Here is a 14,252-nt window from a genome sequence, read left to right as displayed (position 1 = left end):
ATGGTTCCGGTGAACTAACGGTTGTGGTCGACCAGCCGACAGGATCACTACGTTCTTTCGCACGCAGGTCGCATCTAGGAGACGATGGCGAAGCGATCCACGAAAGACATCGATCCAACCGACGCCGAACACCGCGAAGTCGGAGGCGGACTGCTCGAGGAGCAGATGGGGCCGAGTTCGTCGCTGGCACACCTCTATCGCGGCGAGGTCCACCGGATGCAGGTCTGGCGGGAACGGCTCGATCAGACGACGAACTGGGCGGTGATCGTTATGAGTGCGATCATCACGTGGGCGTTCTCGAGTCAGACCAACCCCCACTACATCGTCTTGCTCGGGACGACAGCGCTCGTCGCGTTCCTGTTCATCGAAGCCCACCGCTATCGTGGCTACGACCTCTGGCGAGGGCGAGTCCGGATGTTCCAGCGGAACGTCTTCGCATACGGTCTCGACGCCTCCGGTGGGCTCGAGGAGCCAGACTGGCGTCAAAAGCTCGGCCAAGACTACCGCAGACCAGTCATTAAGATCTCTCTCGAGGAGTCGGTCGCCCACCGACTGCGACGGATCTACCTGTTTCTGTTCACGGTCATGCTCGGGGCCTGGGGAATCCACGTCGTCGCGTTCACGACTCAGCCGTGGCCGGACAGCGCATCGATCGGCCCGCTGCCGGGACTGGTGGTGACTGGCATCGTCGTCGCGCTCTATCTCGTCGCCGTCGGGATTGCGTTCCGACCCCGCACGTGGCAGGCAGAAGACGAACTGCACGAACAGGCCGTGGGCAGTCACCGGTAACGACCAGTGACAGCACGGACGTATCGTCCGAGATCGCGCTCACTCCACGGAGATCGTCACCGTCGCCTCGGCCCCGTCGGCTAACGCGGCGATGAGGTCGCGATCGAATCCCTCGGCCGCGAACGACGCGTCGTTCATGATGGTCCGATCGTCGACGTACTCGCTGGTTCGCCCGACGAGACTGCGCTCGTTGGTGCACTCGAGGTCTGGATCACCTCGCCCGGATACCGAGTCCACATGGCCGCCAGCCTCGATCGTGACCGTAATCGTCGCCTCGACGTCTTGGCAGGCCTCGATGAAGTCGGGATCGAAGTCGGCGGGTGCGCGGTCGGCCTCGATCGCGAGAATGCAGTCTCCCGCGGGGGTGAGAAAGTCGTCAGTGGTGATTTCGAACGTGCTCGAGTGCTCAGCGGTGACGTGCTCGTGGCCGCGAGCGTGAATGAGTTCTTCCATGCTCGGCGGTTCGTTGCCGGGCGGAAAACAGCCTCGAATCGGCCGCAGTAGAGAACGGGTCACCTGAGGTGGGGTGGCCGGATCACGTCCCGTCGTCTCGGTGGGCAACTGCGACGAGTATGGCGGTCAGACCAGGCTTGCGCCGTCGAAATCCCCGCGGCTGTACTCGATATCCATCAGCTCGAGAATGGTTGGCGTGATGTCGAACAGGTCGGCGTCATCGATCGTCACGTCGGCGTCGTCGACGTACAGCGACGTGTTGTCGAAGCTGTGCATCCCGTTTCGGGGACCAGTGGTGAAGATGTCGGAGTCGGCTTTGAACCCGGATTTGAGGTCGAAGCCGTTGTTCGGGATGACGACCAGATCCGGCGCGATATCGTCGTGGTCGCCGCGGAACGCGGCTTCCTTTTCGACGACTCGGTCGACGACCTCGTTCCCGTTTGGCCCCTCGAGTGCCTCGAGGTCGGCTTTGAGCTGATCGCGAACCTCGTCGTACTCCTCCTCGGGGACCGAGCCACGCGGTTCGCGGCCCTCGAGATTGAGGTAGAACCGACCGGGGATGAACGAGTAGGCCGTGGCGTCGTCGGCGATGTCGCCCAACTCTTCCGGGCTGTCAGTGTTGAACGAGAGCCAGCCTTCCTCCTGAAGCCATGCGTTGAAATGGACCTCGTAATCGAGACTGGTAAAGCCGTGGTCGGAGGCCACGATCATGGTGACGTCCTCCGGCAGCAGCTCACGCAGCCGACCGATGTAGTCGTCGATCTTTTGGTAGAACTCGAGGAACTCGTCTTTGTAGTCGCCGTCGCGCTCGTAGTCTTTGAACAGGAAGTGGTTGACCCGGTCGGTCGTCATGAACACGCCGAAAAACAGGTCCCAGTCGTCTTCCTCGATGTAGTGTTTGAACGCCTCGAAGCGGGCATCGACGGTCGCATGAGCGTCCTCGATGAACTCGGCTTTGTCCTCCTGATGGCCGAGTTTCGGATTAACGTCGATCCGGTAGTCCAGCGACTCGAGGTGGTCACGGACGTCGTCGGGGTAGGCTGCCTTGTCGAGTCCAGGCGAGAGAAAGCCTGAGACCATCCGCTGAACGTTTCGCTGTGGTGGGAAGGTAACAGGGACGTTCATGATGGTCGCCTGTCGGCCAGCCTCTTGGATACGGTCCCAGACACGGTCGGCCTGCACTTCACGCCCCATCGGGACGTAGGTGTCGTAGGTGCCGACCTCCCGGTCCTGGAAGCCGTAGACGCCGGTTTCACCGGGGTTCATCCCGGTCGTCAGCGATGGCCAGCAGGCGCTTGATTCGGGCGGCACGATACTCGAGATCTCGCCTGCCGTTCCTTCGTCGGCGAGCGCTGCGAAGTTCGGAAACAGGTCCTCGTTTTCCGATAGAAGACTGTACGGCACGCCGTCGACCCCGATAAATGCGACTCTGGGGGCGCCGTCACCCCGCAGTCGATCGAACAAACCCATGGACGGACGTAGTTCAACCGTATACAAGAAGGTTCGTTTCGGGACACTTTATTGAGAATGTCTACGACGGAGTCATGACCACGATATCGATCAAACAGCATCGACGTGACACGGAAGCCGTGACTCGGGATGACTGCTGGCGTTGCGGCCTCGAGCGAGACAACAGCGATATCTGCCGCCTTCGAGTGTGAGAGGGCTACTCGTCGCTGTCGTCGTCCACAGTGGCATCGAAGTTCGTGGGGACGACCGTCAGGTGGGCCATACCGACACCGGCGTCGTCGGTGTCGTCTGCCTGGGACGTTCGTGGGGACGGGTTGGTTGCTGCCATAACAAGTCAATATACCCCGTCCGACCAGATAAAATTACTCATGCTCATAATGCATGAGCCAGACGCGAGCGTATAACTGCCGTGAATCGGGTCGTGACGAAAACAACAGTGGAGCCCCGGCGTGGAAACCGTCATCAGGCCGATCGACACTGGCATCGATTGCTTCCGGTTCAGTAGGGCCGGTCTCGAGGTCATCACAGCGGCCGACCGTCGCTCTGCAGTCCACAGTCGATCAAAAAGTACTTTCGTAATCAAGTGTCATGTTCGGGACGACGGTCATCAGATTACGACGAGACGCCGTTCGGTTACAATCCACCAATATCCGGCAACAGCGTAGCCAATACATCGAAAATAAATTGGTCGAGAGTGGCGAATAGTTGGCAAGTCTTAAATAGTCTGATGACATTTGCAAAAGTATGTCAGAGGCACAATCAATCAGCGACGAACAGAGTATTGCACGCGAGCTTACAGCGTTCCAGAACAACATCCTCGTCATCCTCGCTAAAGAGCCGATGTACGGCCTGGCGATCAAACGTGAACTCGAGGACTACTACGGAACGGAAGTAAACCACGGACGTCTCTACCCGAACCTCGACGAACTCGTCGACCTCGGTCTGGTCGAAAAAAGCGAACTCGACAAGCGAACCAACCAGTACTCGCTGACCGACGACGGCTACGAGGCCGTCCTCGACGGCATCAAGTGGACGCTCTCGAAGGTCGTCACGGGCGACGACCGCGCCGACGAGATCAACGAGATCGTCGAGAACAGCTACTGAACGCGACTCCCCAACTCCACCAGAAGCGATTTTTATCGGGCGGTATCGAAGAACACCTCGGTGCGTGACCCCGAGGCGATTTACCGGACCTGTGTGCCAGGCATCGGCTCTTCGGCAGTCTCGTAGACGAGTCTGATCGACTCGTCGATCACGGCTCGTTGCTCGTCCGATGGCCAGCTGTTTCGCACGAAGTACTCCGTCCGAAACTCCGACAGCTCTGGGTCAGTCAACTCTTCGATCCGTTTTGCATAATGGTTGCCGACGAAATCAGCCAGTGCGGTCGCGTTGTCGCCATGGACGTCGCCGTGGCTCGCTCGCACCTGCTCGACAAGCTCCCGGTTGTGCGCGTCGACGACGTCCCAGTCGTCGGGGTCGCCAGATCCTTCCAGTGGGATCTCGACTGCACGCGAGAGGTCGTCGATACGATCGGTCCTGATGACGCCTTCCGCCTCGTCGTGCCACTCCTCGGGGTGGAGCACGAGCACGTCATCACCATCATCGTCGCGGATACGAGCGGTAAAATCGTGGTCCTCGAGGAGTTCGGCCCGTCGCTGTGCGTGGGCCTGTGCTTCGCTTTCATCGGGAGTCGTCCGCGTGAGGCGAGTGAGTCGTTCGGCTTCGTCGACGACATCGGCAGGGAGCTCCTCGTGGTCGGCGTCGACTGCATCGGTGTGTGGGTTCTCAGCCCCATCGGCGCTCCTTGGGGACTCGTTCGAATCGGTCATACTGATCCGTACGCGTCCGAGGACTTTTCCCTTGCTGGTCTCACCGCCGAGCCGTCGCCGCGTCTGGGCAGCGCCGTGAGAACGCTCATCCCTGATCGAGTACCTCGTTCGCCAGACGGTCGGCACGAGCGTTGATCTCACGGGGGACGTGCTCGAGTGTCCACTCATCGAACGCAGAGAGCAGCTCGTGGACGGTGACACGCTGTTCGCGCAGTTCCGGGTTGTTCGTATCGTACTCGCCACGGACCTGCTTGACGATCAGCTCAGAGTCACCGCGAACGTGGACTTCGTCGTAGCCGTAATCGCGGGCCGTCTCGAGTGCCGAGATCAGTGCCGCGTACTCGGCCTGATTGTTCGTTGTCGTGCCGATCCGCTCGCCACCCTCGGCGACGATGCCGTCGCCAGTAACGATCACCCAGCCGGTGGCTGCAGGGCCCGGGTTGCCTCGGCACGCACCATCGAAGTAGACGTGCGCGCGGCCACCGTCCTCGCGCAGCAGTGCCTCGATATCCTGTGGGTTCTCACCCTGGATGACGATTTTGTCGTCGTAAGCGACCGCTGTCGCGCCCTCACGGCTTGCTCGCCAGCGCTCGTGGTCGGTGTTTCCTGATTCGACAGTTACTCCTGCATCCTCGAGTCGTTCTCGAGCGGCCTCGACGTCGCACTCGATAACCGGCATTCGTGGCTGTTGTCGGCCAGAATCAGATAAAGTCTTTCCGGTTCCGAATTGTAAACCTTGACCTTAAAGCGCTGTGTGGCCTGATTTCGGGCGATTAGCGACAGCGGATGAAAACCCGACCCAAGAGTTTATATACGTTGGTGATACTACTATAAAAGTGCGATGACACGGTCCACCCGCCAGCGGGAGCGAACGCGTGAGACGGACGAGACCGAGGATCAGGAAGGGGTTCGTGCATGCCCTGAGTGTGAATCGGAAAATCTCGTAAAAGACTCCGACCGGGGTGAGCTCATCTGTGAAGACTGTGGGCTCGTCGTGGAGGAAGAAAAGATAGATCCCGGTCCTGAGTGGCGGGCGTTCAACCACCAGGAGCGGCAACAAAAGTCCCGCGTCGGTGCGCCGACGACACAGACGATGCACGACAAGGGGCTGACGACGACGATCGACTGGAAAGACAAAGACGCCTACGGCCGCTCGATCTCCTCGAAAAAGCGCAGCCAGATGCATCGGTTGCGCAAGTGGCAAGAACGCATCCGAACCAAAGACGCAGGCGAACGGAACCTCCAGTTCGCACTCAGCGAGATCGACCGGATGGCCTCGGCGCTTGGCGTCCCGCGATCGGTACGGGAGGTCGCGTCAGTGATCTATCGCCGCGCGCTCAAAGAAGACCTCATCCGCGGTCGATCGATCGAAGGCGTCGCGACATCCGCGCTGTACGCCGCCTGTCGGAAAGAAGGGATCCCGCGCAGCTTAGAAGAAATCTCGGAAGTCTCCCGCGTCGAACGCAAGGAGATCGGTCGTACGTATCGGTACATCTCACAGGAACTCGGCCTTGAGATGCGTCCCGTCGACCCGAAAAAGTACGTTCCCCGCTTCTGTTCTGAACTCGAACTCTCCGAAGAAGTCCAGACGAAGGCCAACGAAATCATCGAGAAAACGGCCGAAGAAGGACTGCTCTCGGGCAAGTCACCCACCGGCTACGCTGCCGCCGCAATCTACGCCGCTTCGTTGCTTTGCAACGAGAAGAAGACCCAACGCGAGGTCGCCGATGTAGCCCAGGTGACCGAGGTGACGATCCGGAATCGATATCAGGAACAGATCGAAGCGATGGGAATTCACGGCTAACTCGTCCACTCACCAGCTTCGCCTTTTTATAACAGGGAGCGTGTACGCGCCGTGCTATCCCGACACCGGCTGTCGAACCGCCAGCACGATCAGGTCCGAAAACGGCGTATCGGCCTCGCCGCTGCCACCAGCGTGTTCGGATAGCTCGGCCAGCGTAAAGCGATGAATTTGCTCGTCCTCGTGGGTCAGCTTCTCCAAGACCAGTGCCTCGAGGTCCGGTTCGGCTCCCTCCTCGAGCAGGAACTGGGCGAGATCGCCGGGCATCCGGTCGTACGGCCGTGGGAGCACGAGCAGGTGGCGTTCGTCCTCGGTGACGGCGGCAGCGAGCCGGTCCATATCGGCCTCGAGGTCGCCACTTTTGTGCAGTGTGACGAACTCGGTGTCCTCCATCGGCGTTCGGGCACGACTTGCGGCCATCTGGATCGAGGAGATGCCGGGGATGACGCGTACCGGCGTCTCTGGATCTTCACGTTCCGCGGCGTCCTGACGAGCCTGCGAGTCAGGGCTCGTGGAAGCGCGTTCCACGGCGTCCTGGCGAGCTTGCGAGTTAGGGCTCGTGGAAGCGCGTTCCACGGCGTCTTGGACTTTCCCGACGAACTGATAGCCGGAGTGGTTGGGGTCGCCCATCGCGACGGCCGTCCCCGACTCGCCGTCAGCGACACGTTCGCCGAACGCCTCGAGCGCCTCGGCTTCGTCTTTGTAGCCACAGGTCAGCAGGTCAGCATCCGTCTGCTCTTCGACGAACTCGACGACCGTGGTGAAGCCGACGACGACGTCGGCCTCGCTGATCGCTCGCCTGCCGCGGGGGGTGAGATACTCGGGGTTGCCCGGCCCGACGCCGACGGCGTAGACTGGGTTGTCAGTCGCTTCATCGAGATCTGGCTCCGGCGCTGCCGCGGCGAACGTCGCCGGGTCCGGCCCCGACTCGAGATCGTACTCGTCGCTCATTGCTCGCCCTCGGTCGCGTGGTCTCCGTCTTGTGCCGCTCGCGTCTCGGCGTCGAGCGCTAACTCGAGATCCTCGGTCCGGGCGTCTTTTGCGACGTGGATCAGCTCGTTCGTCAGCGCGGCTGCCAGGCCGCTGCCGCCGCGGCGACCGACGTTGGTGATCGCCGGCACGTCGTAGGCCTCGCTGACCTCACGGATGCGCTGGCGGCTCTCCTCGGCTTTGACGAAGCCGACGGGGGTCGCGACGATTGCGGCGGGGCGCGTGCCGTTCTCGATGCAGTCTGCGAGCGCGAACGCGGCCGTCGGAGCGTTGCCGATCACAGCTATCGCACCGTCGTAGACGCCCTGTTTGTCGAGTTCGAGCACCGAAGCGGCGGTTCGGGTCATGCCCGTCTCCTTCGCCAGTTCGGCCCCGTTGCCGATCGCCTTGCGCTTCTCGCAGTTGTGGCCGCGGCCGGTGATCCCGGCTTTCGACATCGTAATATCGGTGACGATGGTCGCCTCCTCGAGGACAGCCCGCGCACCGGCTCGAACCGGTGCGTCCTCGTCGTCGCCCACGTCGTCGCTGCCGGTACACTCGATCAGATGCTGGAACTCGATATCGCCCATCGAGTGGACCGACTTCTGTCGAATTCGGTCGGCCAGCGTCTTGTCCGGCACAAACTGCCGCACGATATCCATACTCGTCTCCGCGATATCCATCGCGTTCTGGGTCGTCGCGCCCAGATCGGCGTACTCGTCCTCGATGTCTTGCTCAGTCATCATTTGTCACCTCCATCGCCGGGTTGGTCGTTCGTGCCTCGAGATCTCCCTCGACCTCGAGGTTCAGATCGCGCAGTCGGTCGACCGTCTCGTCGTCGGCGTCCCAGAGGTCGCGCTCGATGGCTTCGAGTAAGGTGTCCGTGATGGACTCGAGCGCCCACGGGTTCACCTCGCGCATCCACTCTTGACGATCCTCGTCGAATGCGAACTTTCCGGCGACCTCCTCCCAGAGCGTGTCGCTGACGACGCCGGTCGTGGCGTCCCAGCCCAGCGTCACGTCGACAGTCGTCGAGAGATCTCCCGCGCCCTTGTAGCCGTGTTCCTCCATTGACTCGAGCCAGTCGGGATTGAGCACCCGAGCGCGCATCGCCTTGCGAACTTTCTCCTCGTTCGTGTAGACCGAGACGTTGTCCGGATCAGAGGAGTCGCCGACGTACGACGCCGGCTCTTCGCCCGAGATCTCCGACACGGCAGAAATGAAGCCGCCGTGGAACGCATACCAGTCCGAGGAGTCGAACTCGTCCTGTTCCATCGTGTCCTCGAGTTTGACCGTCGCGTCAACACTCGAGAGTCGCCGTTCGAAGGCGTCGTGAGCGTCGGAGACGCGGCCACGCGAGCCCATGGCGTAGCCGCCCCACTGGACGTAGACGCTCGCGAGATCCGAGCGGTCGTCCCAGTTGCCCTCGTCGACGGCCTTGTTCGTGCCGGCTCCGTAGCCACCGGGTTTCGTCGTGAAGACGCGGTGTTTCGCCGCTTTTCGGGCCGCTTTCTCGTCCAGCCCGTCGTCCTCGAGGTCGGCTTGCTCTTCCTCGACGTGCTTTTTGACGTAGTTCATCTCGTGCGGTTCGTCGAGGTCGACCACCGCGTCGACGGCGTCGTGGATAACACCCGCCGCGGCAGGGAACGCATCCCGGAACAGCCCGGAGACGCGCGTGGTAACGTCGATCCTGGGTCGGTCGAGTTCCTCGAGTGAGATCGGCTCGACGTCGTCGATGCGACCGGCGTCAGTCCACTGGGGTTCGACACCCATCATCGCGAGCACCTGCGCGATTGTCTCGCCGCGGGTGCGTACTGTGGGGGTCCCCCACGCCACGACCCCGATCTCCTCGGGGTACCCGTCGTTTTCGCTGTAGTGGCGCTCGAGGACGCCTTCGGCGACCTCACTTCCGACCTGCCAGGCAGCCTTCGCCGGCACCTTGCGCGGATCGAGCGTGTAGAAGTTCCGCGCAGTCGGCAGCAAGTCGACGCCGCCACGAGTCGGCGCGCCCGACCCGCCTGGCGGGACGTACTCGCCCGAGAGTGCGTCCGCAGTTCTCGGGATCTCGTCTTCGGCACCCTGCACGCGGGGCTGGGCCTCCTCACAGATGTACGCGAGGGCCTTCCGGAGGTCGTCGTGAGCTCCTGGCTTCGCCCGCGCGTCGCCGATCGTCTCGAGGTCGACGATCAGGAGGTTGATGTTGACCTCGTCGTCGGGGCCGCCCTCGAGTTCCGAGACGGGGACGTCGAACTCGTTCGCCGCGAGCGTCTCGATCAGGTCGACGCTGGTCTCGTAGACGACGTCGGCGGCCTCGGCGTAGGTCATGCCAAGCGCGTCATCGTACGTGCCCGGCGAGTCGAGCATCGTCTCGTAGTCGACGCCGAGTGCGCCCGCCACGCTCTCGCGCAGGCTCGGCGCGCCGGGGTTCTCGAGGCGGGTCAGCGCGACGAGATACTCGGTCAGCCGCTCACCTTCCGGCGGCTCGGACATCGTATGGAGCCCGAGTCGGATCTGGGTCGTCTTCACGTCGGTGAGATACTCGTGAATCCGTTCGACGAGGTCGTCGATCGCGAGGTCGTCGCCTTCGACGTCGCCTTCAGCGAGCGTCGAGCCGGCCTCGTCGGGGCCGCGAACGTCGGCTTTCTCGTCGATGGTGCCTGTGATACCCAACTCGACCGCGAGATCCAACTCCTCGACTTTCTCGCGCATGAGATCTTCGAGGTGCTCGCCGTCGTCGGCGCGGGCGTCTTCCATCCCGGCCTCTCGGTACTGGTTGGCGAGTTCCTCGAGTTCGGATAGCTCGTCGTACGTGCCGGCGTTTCGCATGACTGGCGTCAGATAGTCGACGATGGCGGCATACGAGCGCCGCTTGGCCTGGGTCCCCTCGCCGGGGTTGTTGACGATGTAGGGGTAGACGTTCGGAATGTCGTCGATCAGCTGATCCGGCGCGCTTGCGCCGTTGAGCCCGACAGTCTTGCCGGGGAGCCACTCGAGGCTGCCGTGGGTTCCCAGATGGACGACCCCGTCGGCCTCGAACTCGTTTCGGAGCCAGCCGTAGAAGGCGTAGTAGTCGTGGGGTGGCTGCAGGTCCGAGTCGTGGTACACTTTCGAAGGGTCCATGCCGAACCCACGTGGGGGCTGAACGGTGACGAGCACGTTGCCGAACTCGACGCCCGGAATCGCGAACGGCCGGTCCGGAACGTCACCCCACTCCTCGAGAATATTCTCCTGAAATCGCTCGTCGGCATCCGAGAACCACTGCTCGTAGGTGTCTGCGGAAACCACGTCGACCGACAGGTCGCGAACGTCCTCGGGCGCGACCCAACGGTCCTCGAGGGTGAGTTGGGCGGTCAGTTTCTCGACGAGTGTCTGGCCGTCCTCGGGCATATCGCCGCCTAACTCGTACCCTCGAGCCTCGAGTTCCGCGAGCAGGTTCACGGTCGACTCGGGCGAGTCGAGTCCGAAGGCGGTCCCGATTCCGTCGTCGCTCGGCGGGTAGTTGTGGAGGACGACAGCGATCTGCTTGTCCTCGTTCGGCGTGTGTCGTAGTTGTGCCCAGTTGACTGCCAGCCGGGTCGCGTGGTCGACACGATCATCGATCGGGTAGTGGTGTTTCGGCGCGCTGCCGATGCCGGCCTCGTCGTCGGTGCGCTCTTTGCCCGAAATCGGATGCGTGATGACGTTGCCGTCGAACTCCGGCAGTGCCACGGAGAGGGCGAGTTCGAAGCCCATCACGCCGGTGTCGCTGGATTCGTAGCGCGACCGGGATCGCATCGTGGTGACCGTCTGCAAGACCGGCACCCCGAGCCGGTCGAGGAAAACGTCCTCAGCACTCGAGCCCTCATCGCTGGCGCTGCGGCCGCGCTCGTCCATCGAGAGCGAGAACATAAACGAAGAGAGCACGGCGTCGACGATCGGCTCGCCCGCGTCGTCTATCAGCCACGTGTCGGTCACCCACTCGGCGTCTTCCTGTTCGTCCGTATCCGTCGCCGGATTACAGAAGATCGGGAGCGCGTTCGCACCCTGCTCCTCGAGCGCCCGAACTTGGGCGTCGACGTAGCGGGTGTTCTCGTGGGTCCAGTGGGATTCGTAGAACCAGACCGCGACCGTCGGCTTGTCGGGGTCGTGGGTCTCGAGCAGGCCCTCGTACTCGATGCCCGGATGGTCGGGGTGGTAGACACCCTCCGTTGGGAGTGTCGCCGGCTCGTCGTAGTCGACGTCGCGGCCCTCGTACTCGGCGACGAGGAAGCGACACAGGTTCGCCGTGTTGATCGTCCCGCCTTTTTCGAGGTACTCGTAGGCGAGGTCGCGATGGGTTGCACTGACCGTCGTGTCCTCGATGGCGTAGGCGTCGCCGGTCGCCTTGACGATCAGGGGAACCCCCGCATCCTCGAGGGTCGCCGTCGCGTACTCGTAGCCCGGCATGCTGTCTTCGGCGCCGTGCAGCCAGAAAATCGCTGCCGTGGCGTCGGTCAATTCCTCAACGAACTCCTCGATGTCGGCCTCGTCATCCAGGTCGCTTTCCGATCGAACGACCAGTTCGACGTCCTCGAGGCGCTCGGCGGCCCGTCCAATCGAGCCGAGTTCGTTCTCCGTCGCGGTGTAGATCCCAATCCGTGTCATCGCGTTTTTAAACCTCTGTTGTGTTAGCTCAAGTATGGTTGCAGACGCTGGGGACAAAAAGTTGTCGTCACTTCCTTTTCCGGCGATCGTCGGGCAAAACGAGCTCAAACGCGTGCTGCTCGCCGTCGCGGCCAACGACGGGCTCGACGGCGCACTTATTAGTGGCGAGAAGGGGACCGCGAAATCGACTGCCGTCAGGGGACTGGTCGATCTGCTCCCCGAACAGCAAGCGGTTGCTGACTGCCCCTACGGCTGTTCGCCCGACGACCCGAGCCGGCAGTGTGCAGACTGTCGTGAGCGCGATCCCGCAGAACTGCCGGTCGAGACGCGACCAGTCCCACTCGTGACCCTGCCGCTTGGGGCGACTCGAGACCGCGTCGTCGGCACGCTCTCGGTCGAGGACGCATTGGCCGGCGAGGCCGACTTCGACCCCGGCCTGCTGGCCCGCGCGAATCGCGGCATCCTCTACGTCGACGAGGTGAACTTACTCGACGACCACCTCGTGGACGTCATCCTCGACGCTGCTGCGAGCGGCGTCAACACCGTCGAACGCGATGGAATCAGCCGCTCACACCCGGCCGAGTTCACCCTCATCGGGACGATGAACCCCGAGGAAGGCGACCTCCGTCCGCAGCTCCGTGATCGCTTCGCCCTCCAGGCGACCGTCGAAGGTTGTCGAGACCTCGAGGACCGCGTGGAGATTATCGACCGAGCACTCGGAGACGGCGGCGACGACGATCCGATGGCGTACGCCGACGCAGTCGAAACGCGCCGCGAAGAGCTTGCCACAGCCCGCGATCGGCTCTCGAGCGTGACGCTCCCGGCCGAGTTCAAAACGGAGATCGCCGGGCTCTGTCTCGAGGCCGGCGTCGACGGCCACCGTGGCGACGTCGCAACGGCCCGAGCTGCGAAGACGATCGCCGCACTCGAGGGGCGGACGACAGTCATCGAGTCGGACGTCTACGAAGCCGCCCGCTACGCGCTGCCCCACCGCCTGCGGAGCACGCCGTTCGAAGACGAGCCGGAGCTCGAGGACATCCTCGAGGACCGCTTTGACGAGGAGGCGTCGGACGGGGATGAGAACGAGGCTGACGACGCCGACGACGAGAGCGATTCGGCGGCCGACGGGGACGGTGAGACGGGAAACGAGTCCAGCGGCGAGGATCGTAACGACGACCACGACGACGCCGATTCGGGGCCTGAAGACGGACGCGATGGTGGTGATGATTCGAGCGACGGGCCCGACGGCGCTGGTGACGACGAGCGCCCCGACGACAGCGGCGACACAGCCGGTGGCGAGCCGTCACCCGCCGACACTGGTCCTGACGGGGATGGCGATGGCGACGAGACTGACGACTCGGGTGAGCAGGAGGGGGAGGACGGCGACAGGGAAGACGAGGCCCAGCCGCTGGTTCCCGGCCAGCAGCGCGCCGAAATCGCCGACGTCGGCGAGGCTCGAGCACCCGACCTCGAGTCGCCGGCCGTCGAGAGCCGCGACTCGACGGCTGCCGGTGGCTCTCGCGCGAGTACGACGCCAAGCGTCGACAACCGTGGGGCACGCGTCCGGACTGAACCCGCCTCGGGCGACGGTGCCATCGACGCGGCGGCGTCGGTCCGATCGGCGGCTGCCCGTGGGAGTTCGCGCGTCGAGAAAGCGGATCTCCGACAGTCGGTTCGGGCCGGTGAGACGTCGGTGACCATCGTCTTCGCCGTCGACGCCAGCGCCTCGATGCGACCCGCGATGGAGACCGCCAAAGGCGTCGTCCTCGAACTGCTTCGGGACAGCTACCAGCAGCGCGATCAGGTCGCGTTCGTCGCCTTCGCAGGTGACGACGCCGACGTGCTGTTGCCCCCGACCGACAGCGTCTCGCTCGCCGCACGCCACCTCAAAGAGCTGCCGTCAGGGGATCGCACGCCGCTCCCCGCCGGGCTCGAGACCTCGAGACGGGTGCTCGAGCGCGCGGAGACGGATGCCTCGGTCGTCGTGCTCGTGACGGACGGACGGGCGAACGTCGCCGACGGGAGCCCGACGGCGGCGACACGGCGGGCTGCACGCGGGCTCGCGGCCGACGAGGCGACGGTGATCGTCGTCGACGCCGGCGACGACAGTCGGGCTGGCCTCTCGAGACTGGTCGCGGACGAAACGGACGGCGAACTGGTCGATCTCGAGGCGCTGTCGGTCGAGACGGTTCGGACGGCGGCGAACCAGGCTGCCACGGACGAGTCGTAACGTCGGCGGTCGAGTGACGCCGAACCGCGTTACGGCGTGCCAGCGCCGGTGTGGATCAATACGTCTTTGACCCCCCTCGCACGTTATC

Annotated in this window: 12 protein-coding genes; 4 read left to right on the top strand and 8 right to left on the bottom strand. The window is 63.3% G+C overall.

Going from position 1 to position 14,252, the window contains the following annotated elements:
- The first annotated feature begins 84 nt into the window (after nucleotides 1-84).
- The gene (locus ACERJA_RS10210; RefSeq protein WP_373608081.1) at nucleotides 85-789 is read left to right on the top strand and encodes a DUF2270 domain-containing protein; all 705 of its coding nucleotides are present in this window, start codon (nucleotides 85-87) and stop codon (nucleotides 787-789) included.
- A gap of 39 nt (nucleotides 790-828) precedes the next feature.
- Here ACERJA_RS10210 and ACERJA_RS10205 read toward each other — a convergent pair whose 3' ends face one another.
- From ACERJA_RS10205 to ACERJA_RS10195, 3 genes are all read right to left on the bottom strand, one after another.
- Nucleotides 829-1,242, bottom strand: a complete 414-nt coding sequence (locus tag ACERJA_RS10205) for a DUF371 domain-containing protein (RefSeq protein ID WP_373608080.1) — start codon at nucleotides 1,240-1,242, stop codon at nucleotides 829-831.
- Between the two features lie 126 nt (nucleotides 1,243-1,368).
- Nucleotides 1,369-2,712: an alkaline phosphatase family protein gene (locus ACERJA_RS10200; protein ID WP_373608079.1), complete on the bottom strand. Its 1,344-nt coding sequence runs from the start codon at nucleotides 2,710-2,712 to the stop codon at nucleotides 1,369-1,371.
- A 196-nt stretch (nucleotides 2,713-2,908) separates the two neighbouring features.
- Complete coding sequence (locus tag ACERJA_RS10195) at nucleotides 2,909-3,040, bottom strand: hypothetical protein (protein ID WP_006064365.1); 132 nt, start codon at nucleotides 3,038-3,040, stop codon at nucleotides 2,909-2,911.
- Nucleotides 3,041-3,456: 416 nt separating this feature from the next.
- On the opposite strand from ACERJA_RS10195, the gene ACERJA_RS10190 reads away from it, so the two are divergent.
- On the top strand, nucleotides 3,457-3,816 hold the full coding sequence (locus tag ACERJA_RS10190) for a PadR family transcriptional regulator (RefSeq protein ID WP_373608077.1): 360 nt from the start codon (nucleotides 3,457-3,459) through the stop codon (nucleotides 3,814-3,816).
- Between the two features lie 80 nt (nucleotides 3,817-3,896).
- Here ACERJA_RS10190 and ACERJA_RS10185 read toward each other — a convergent pair whose 3' ends face one another.
- Both ACERJA_RS10185 and rnhA read right to left on the bottom strand, forming a co-directional pair.
- Complete coding sequence (locus tag ACERJA_RS10185) at nucleotides 3,897-4,541, bottom strand: rnhA operon protein (protein WP_373608076.1); 645 nt, start codon at nucleotides 4,539-4,541, stop codon at nucleotides 3,897-3,899.
- A gap of 85 nt (nucleotides 4,542-4,626) precedes the next feature.
- Entirely contained in the window at nucleotides 4,627-5,220 is a 594-nt protein-coding gene (gene rnhA / locus ACERJA_RS10180) for a ribonuclease HI (RefSeq protein WP_373608075.1), read from the bottom strand.
- A gap of 162 nt (nucleotides 5,221-5,382) precedes the next feature.
- Here rnhA and ACERJA_RS10175 point away from each other — a divergent pair, with 162 nt between their 5' ends.
- Complete coding sequence (locus ACERJA_RS10175) at nucleotides 5,383-6,345, top strand: transcription initiation factor IIB family protein (RefSeq protein ID WP_006064361.1); 963 nt, start codon at nucleotides 5,383-5,385, stop codon at nucleotides 6,343-6,345.
- A gap of 54 nt (nucleotides 6,346-6,399) precedes the next feature.
- Here the strand turns inward: ACERJA_RS10175 and ACERJA_RS10170 are convergent, their stop codons facing one another.
- From ACERJA_RS10170 to cobN, 3 genes are read right to left on the bottom strand one after another with little or no spacing between them, the layout of a single operon-like run.
- Nucleotides 6,400-7,293, bottom strand: coding sequence for a cobalt-precorrin-7 (C(5))-methyltransferase (locus ACERJA_RS10170; protein WP_373608074.1), 894 nt, complete (start codon nucleotides 7,291-7,293; stop codon nucleotides 6,400-6,402).
- On the bottom strand, nucleotides 7,290-8,054 hold the full coding sequence (locus ACERJA_RS10165; protein ID WP_373608072.1) for a precorrin-8X methylmutase: 765 nt from the start codon (nucleotides 8,052-8,054) through the stop codon (nucleotides 7,290-7,292). Before ACERJA_RS10165 ends, ACERJA_RS10170 begins: the two co-directional genes overlap by 4 nt.
- A complete protein-coding gene (cobN, locus tag ACERJA_RS10160) occupies nucleotides 8,047-11,934 on the bottom strand; it encodes a cobaltochelatase subunit CobN (RefSeq protein ID WP_373608071.1) in 3,888 nt (1,295 codons plus the stop codon). The genes ACERJA_RS10165 and cobN overlap by 8 nt, the downstream gene beginning before the upstream one ends.
- Nucleotides 11,935-11,968: 34 nt before the next feature.
- Between cobN and ACERJA_RS10155 the strand changes: the two genes are divergently transcribed.
- Nucleotides 11,969-14,164, top strand: coding sequence for a VWA domain-containing protein (locus ACERJA_RS10155; protein ID WP_373608069.1), 2,196 nt, complete (start codon nucleotides 11,969-11,971; stop codon nucleotides 14,162-14,164).
- Nucleotides 14,165-14,252: the final 88 nt, after the last annotated feature.

The organism is Natronorubrum sp. A-ect3 (assembly GCF_041821125.1).
GTDB lineage: Archaea > Halobacteriota > Halobacteria > Halobacteriales > Natrialbaceae > Natronorubrum > Natronorubrum bangense.
The sequence above is the reverse complement of the archived record's forward strand: the minus strand, read 5'-3'. Positions and strand labels throughout refer to the sequence as shown.

What these genes read in the sequence shown, in the direction of transcription:
- ACERJA_RS10210 (WP_373608081.1), top strand. Translation starts at nt 85, where the DNA reads ATGGCGAAGCGATCCACGAAAGACATCGATCCAACCGACGCCGAACAC.
- ACERJA_RS10205 (WP_373608080.1), bottom strand. Translation starts at nt 1,242, where the DNA reads ATGGAAGAACTCATTCACGCTCGCGGCCACGAGCACGTCACCGCTGAG.
- ACERJA_RS10200 (WP_373608079.1), bottom strand. Translation starts at nt 2,712, where the DNA reads ATGGGTTTGTTCGATCGACTGCGGGGTGACGGCGCCCCCAGAGTCGCA.
- ACERJA_RS10195 (WP_006064365.1), bottom strand. Translation starts at nt 3,040, where the DNA reads ATGGCAGCAACCAACCCGTCCCCACGAACGTCCCAGGCAGACGACACC.
- ACERJA_RS10190 (WP_373608077.1), top strand. Translation starts at nt 3,457, where the DNA reads ATGTCAGAGGCACAATCAATCAGCGACGAACAGAGTATTGCACGCGAG.
- ACERJA_RS10185 (WP_373608076.1), bottom strand. Translation starts at nt 4,541, where the DNA reads ATGACCGATTCGAACGAGTCCCCAAGGAGCGCCGATGGGGCTGAGAAC.
- rnhA (WP_373608075.1), bottom strand. Translation starts at nt 5,220, where the DNA reads ATGCCGGTTATCGAGTGCGACGTCGAGGCCGCTCGAGAACGACTCGAG.
- ACERJA_RS10175 (WP_006064361.1), top strand. Translation starts at nt 5,383, where the DNA reads ATGACACGGTCCACCCGCCAGCGGGAGCGAACGCGTGAGACGGACGAG.
- ACERJA_RS10170 (WP_373608074.1), bottom strand. Translation starts at nt 7,293, where the DNA reads ATGAGCGACGAGTACGATCTCGAGTCGGGGCCGGACCCGGCGACGTTC.
- ACERJA_RS10165 (WP_373608072.1), bottom strand. Translation starts at nt 8,054, where the DNA reads ATGACTGAGCAAGACATCGAGGACGAGTACGCCGATCTGGGCGCGACG.
- cobN (WP_373608071.1), bottom strand. Translation starts at nt 11,934, where the DNA reads ATGACACGGATTGGGATCTACACCGCGACGGAGAACGAACTCGGCTCG.
- ACERJA_RS10155 (WP_373608069.1), top strand. Translation starts at nt 11,969, where the DNA reads ATGGTTGCAGACGCTGGGGACAAAAAGTTGTCGTCACTTCCTTTTCCG.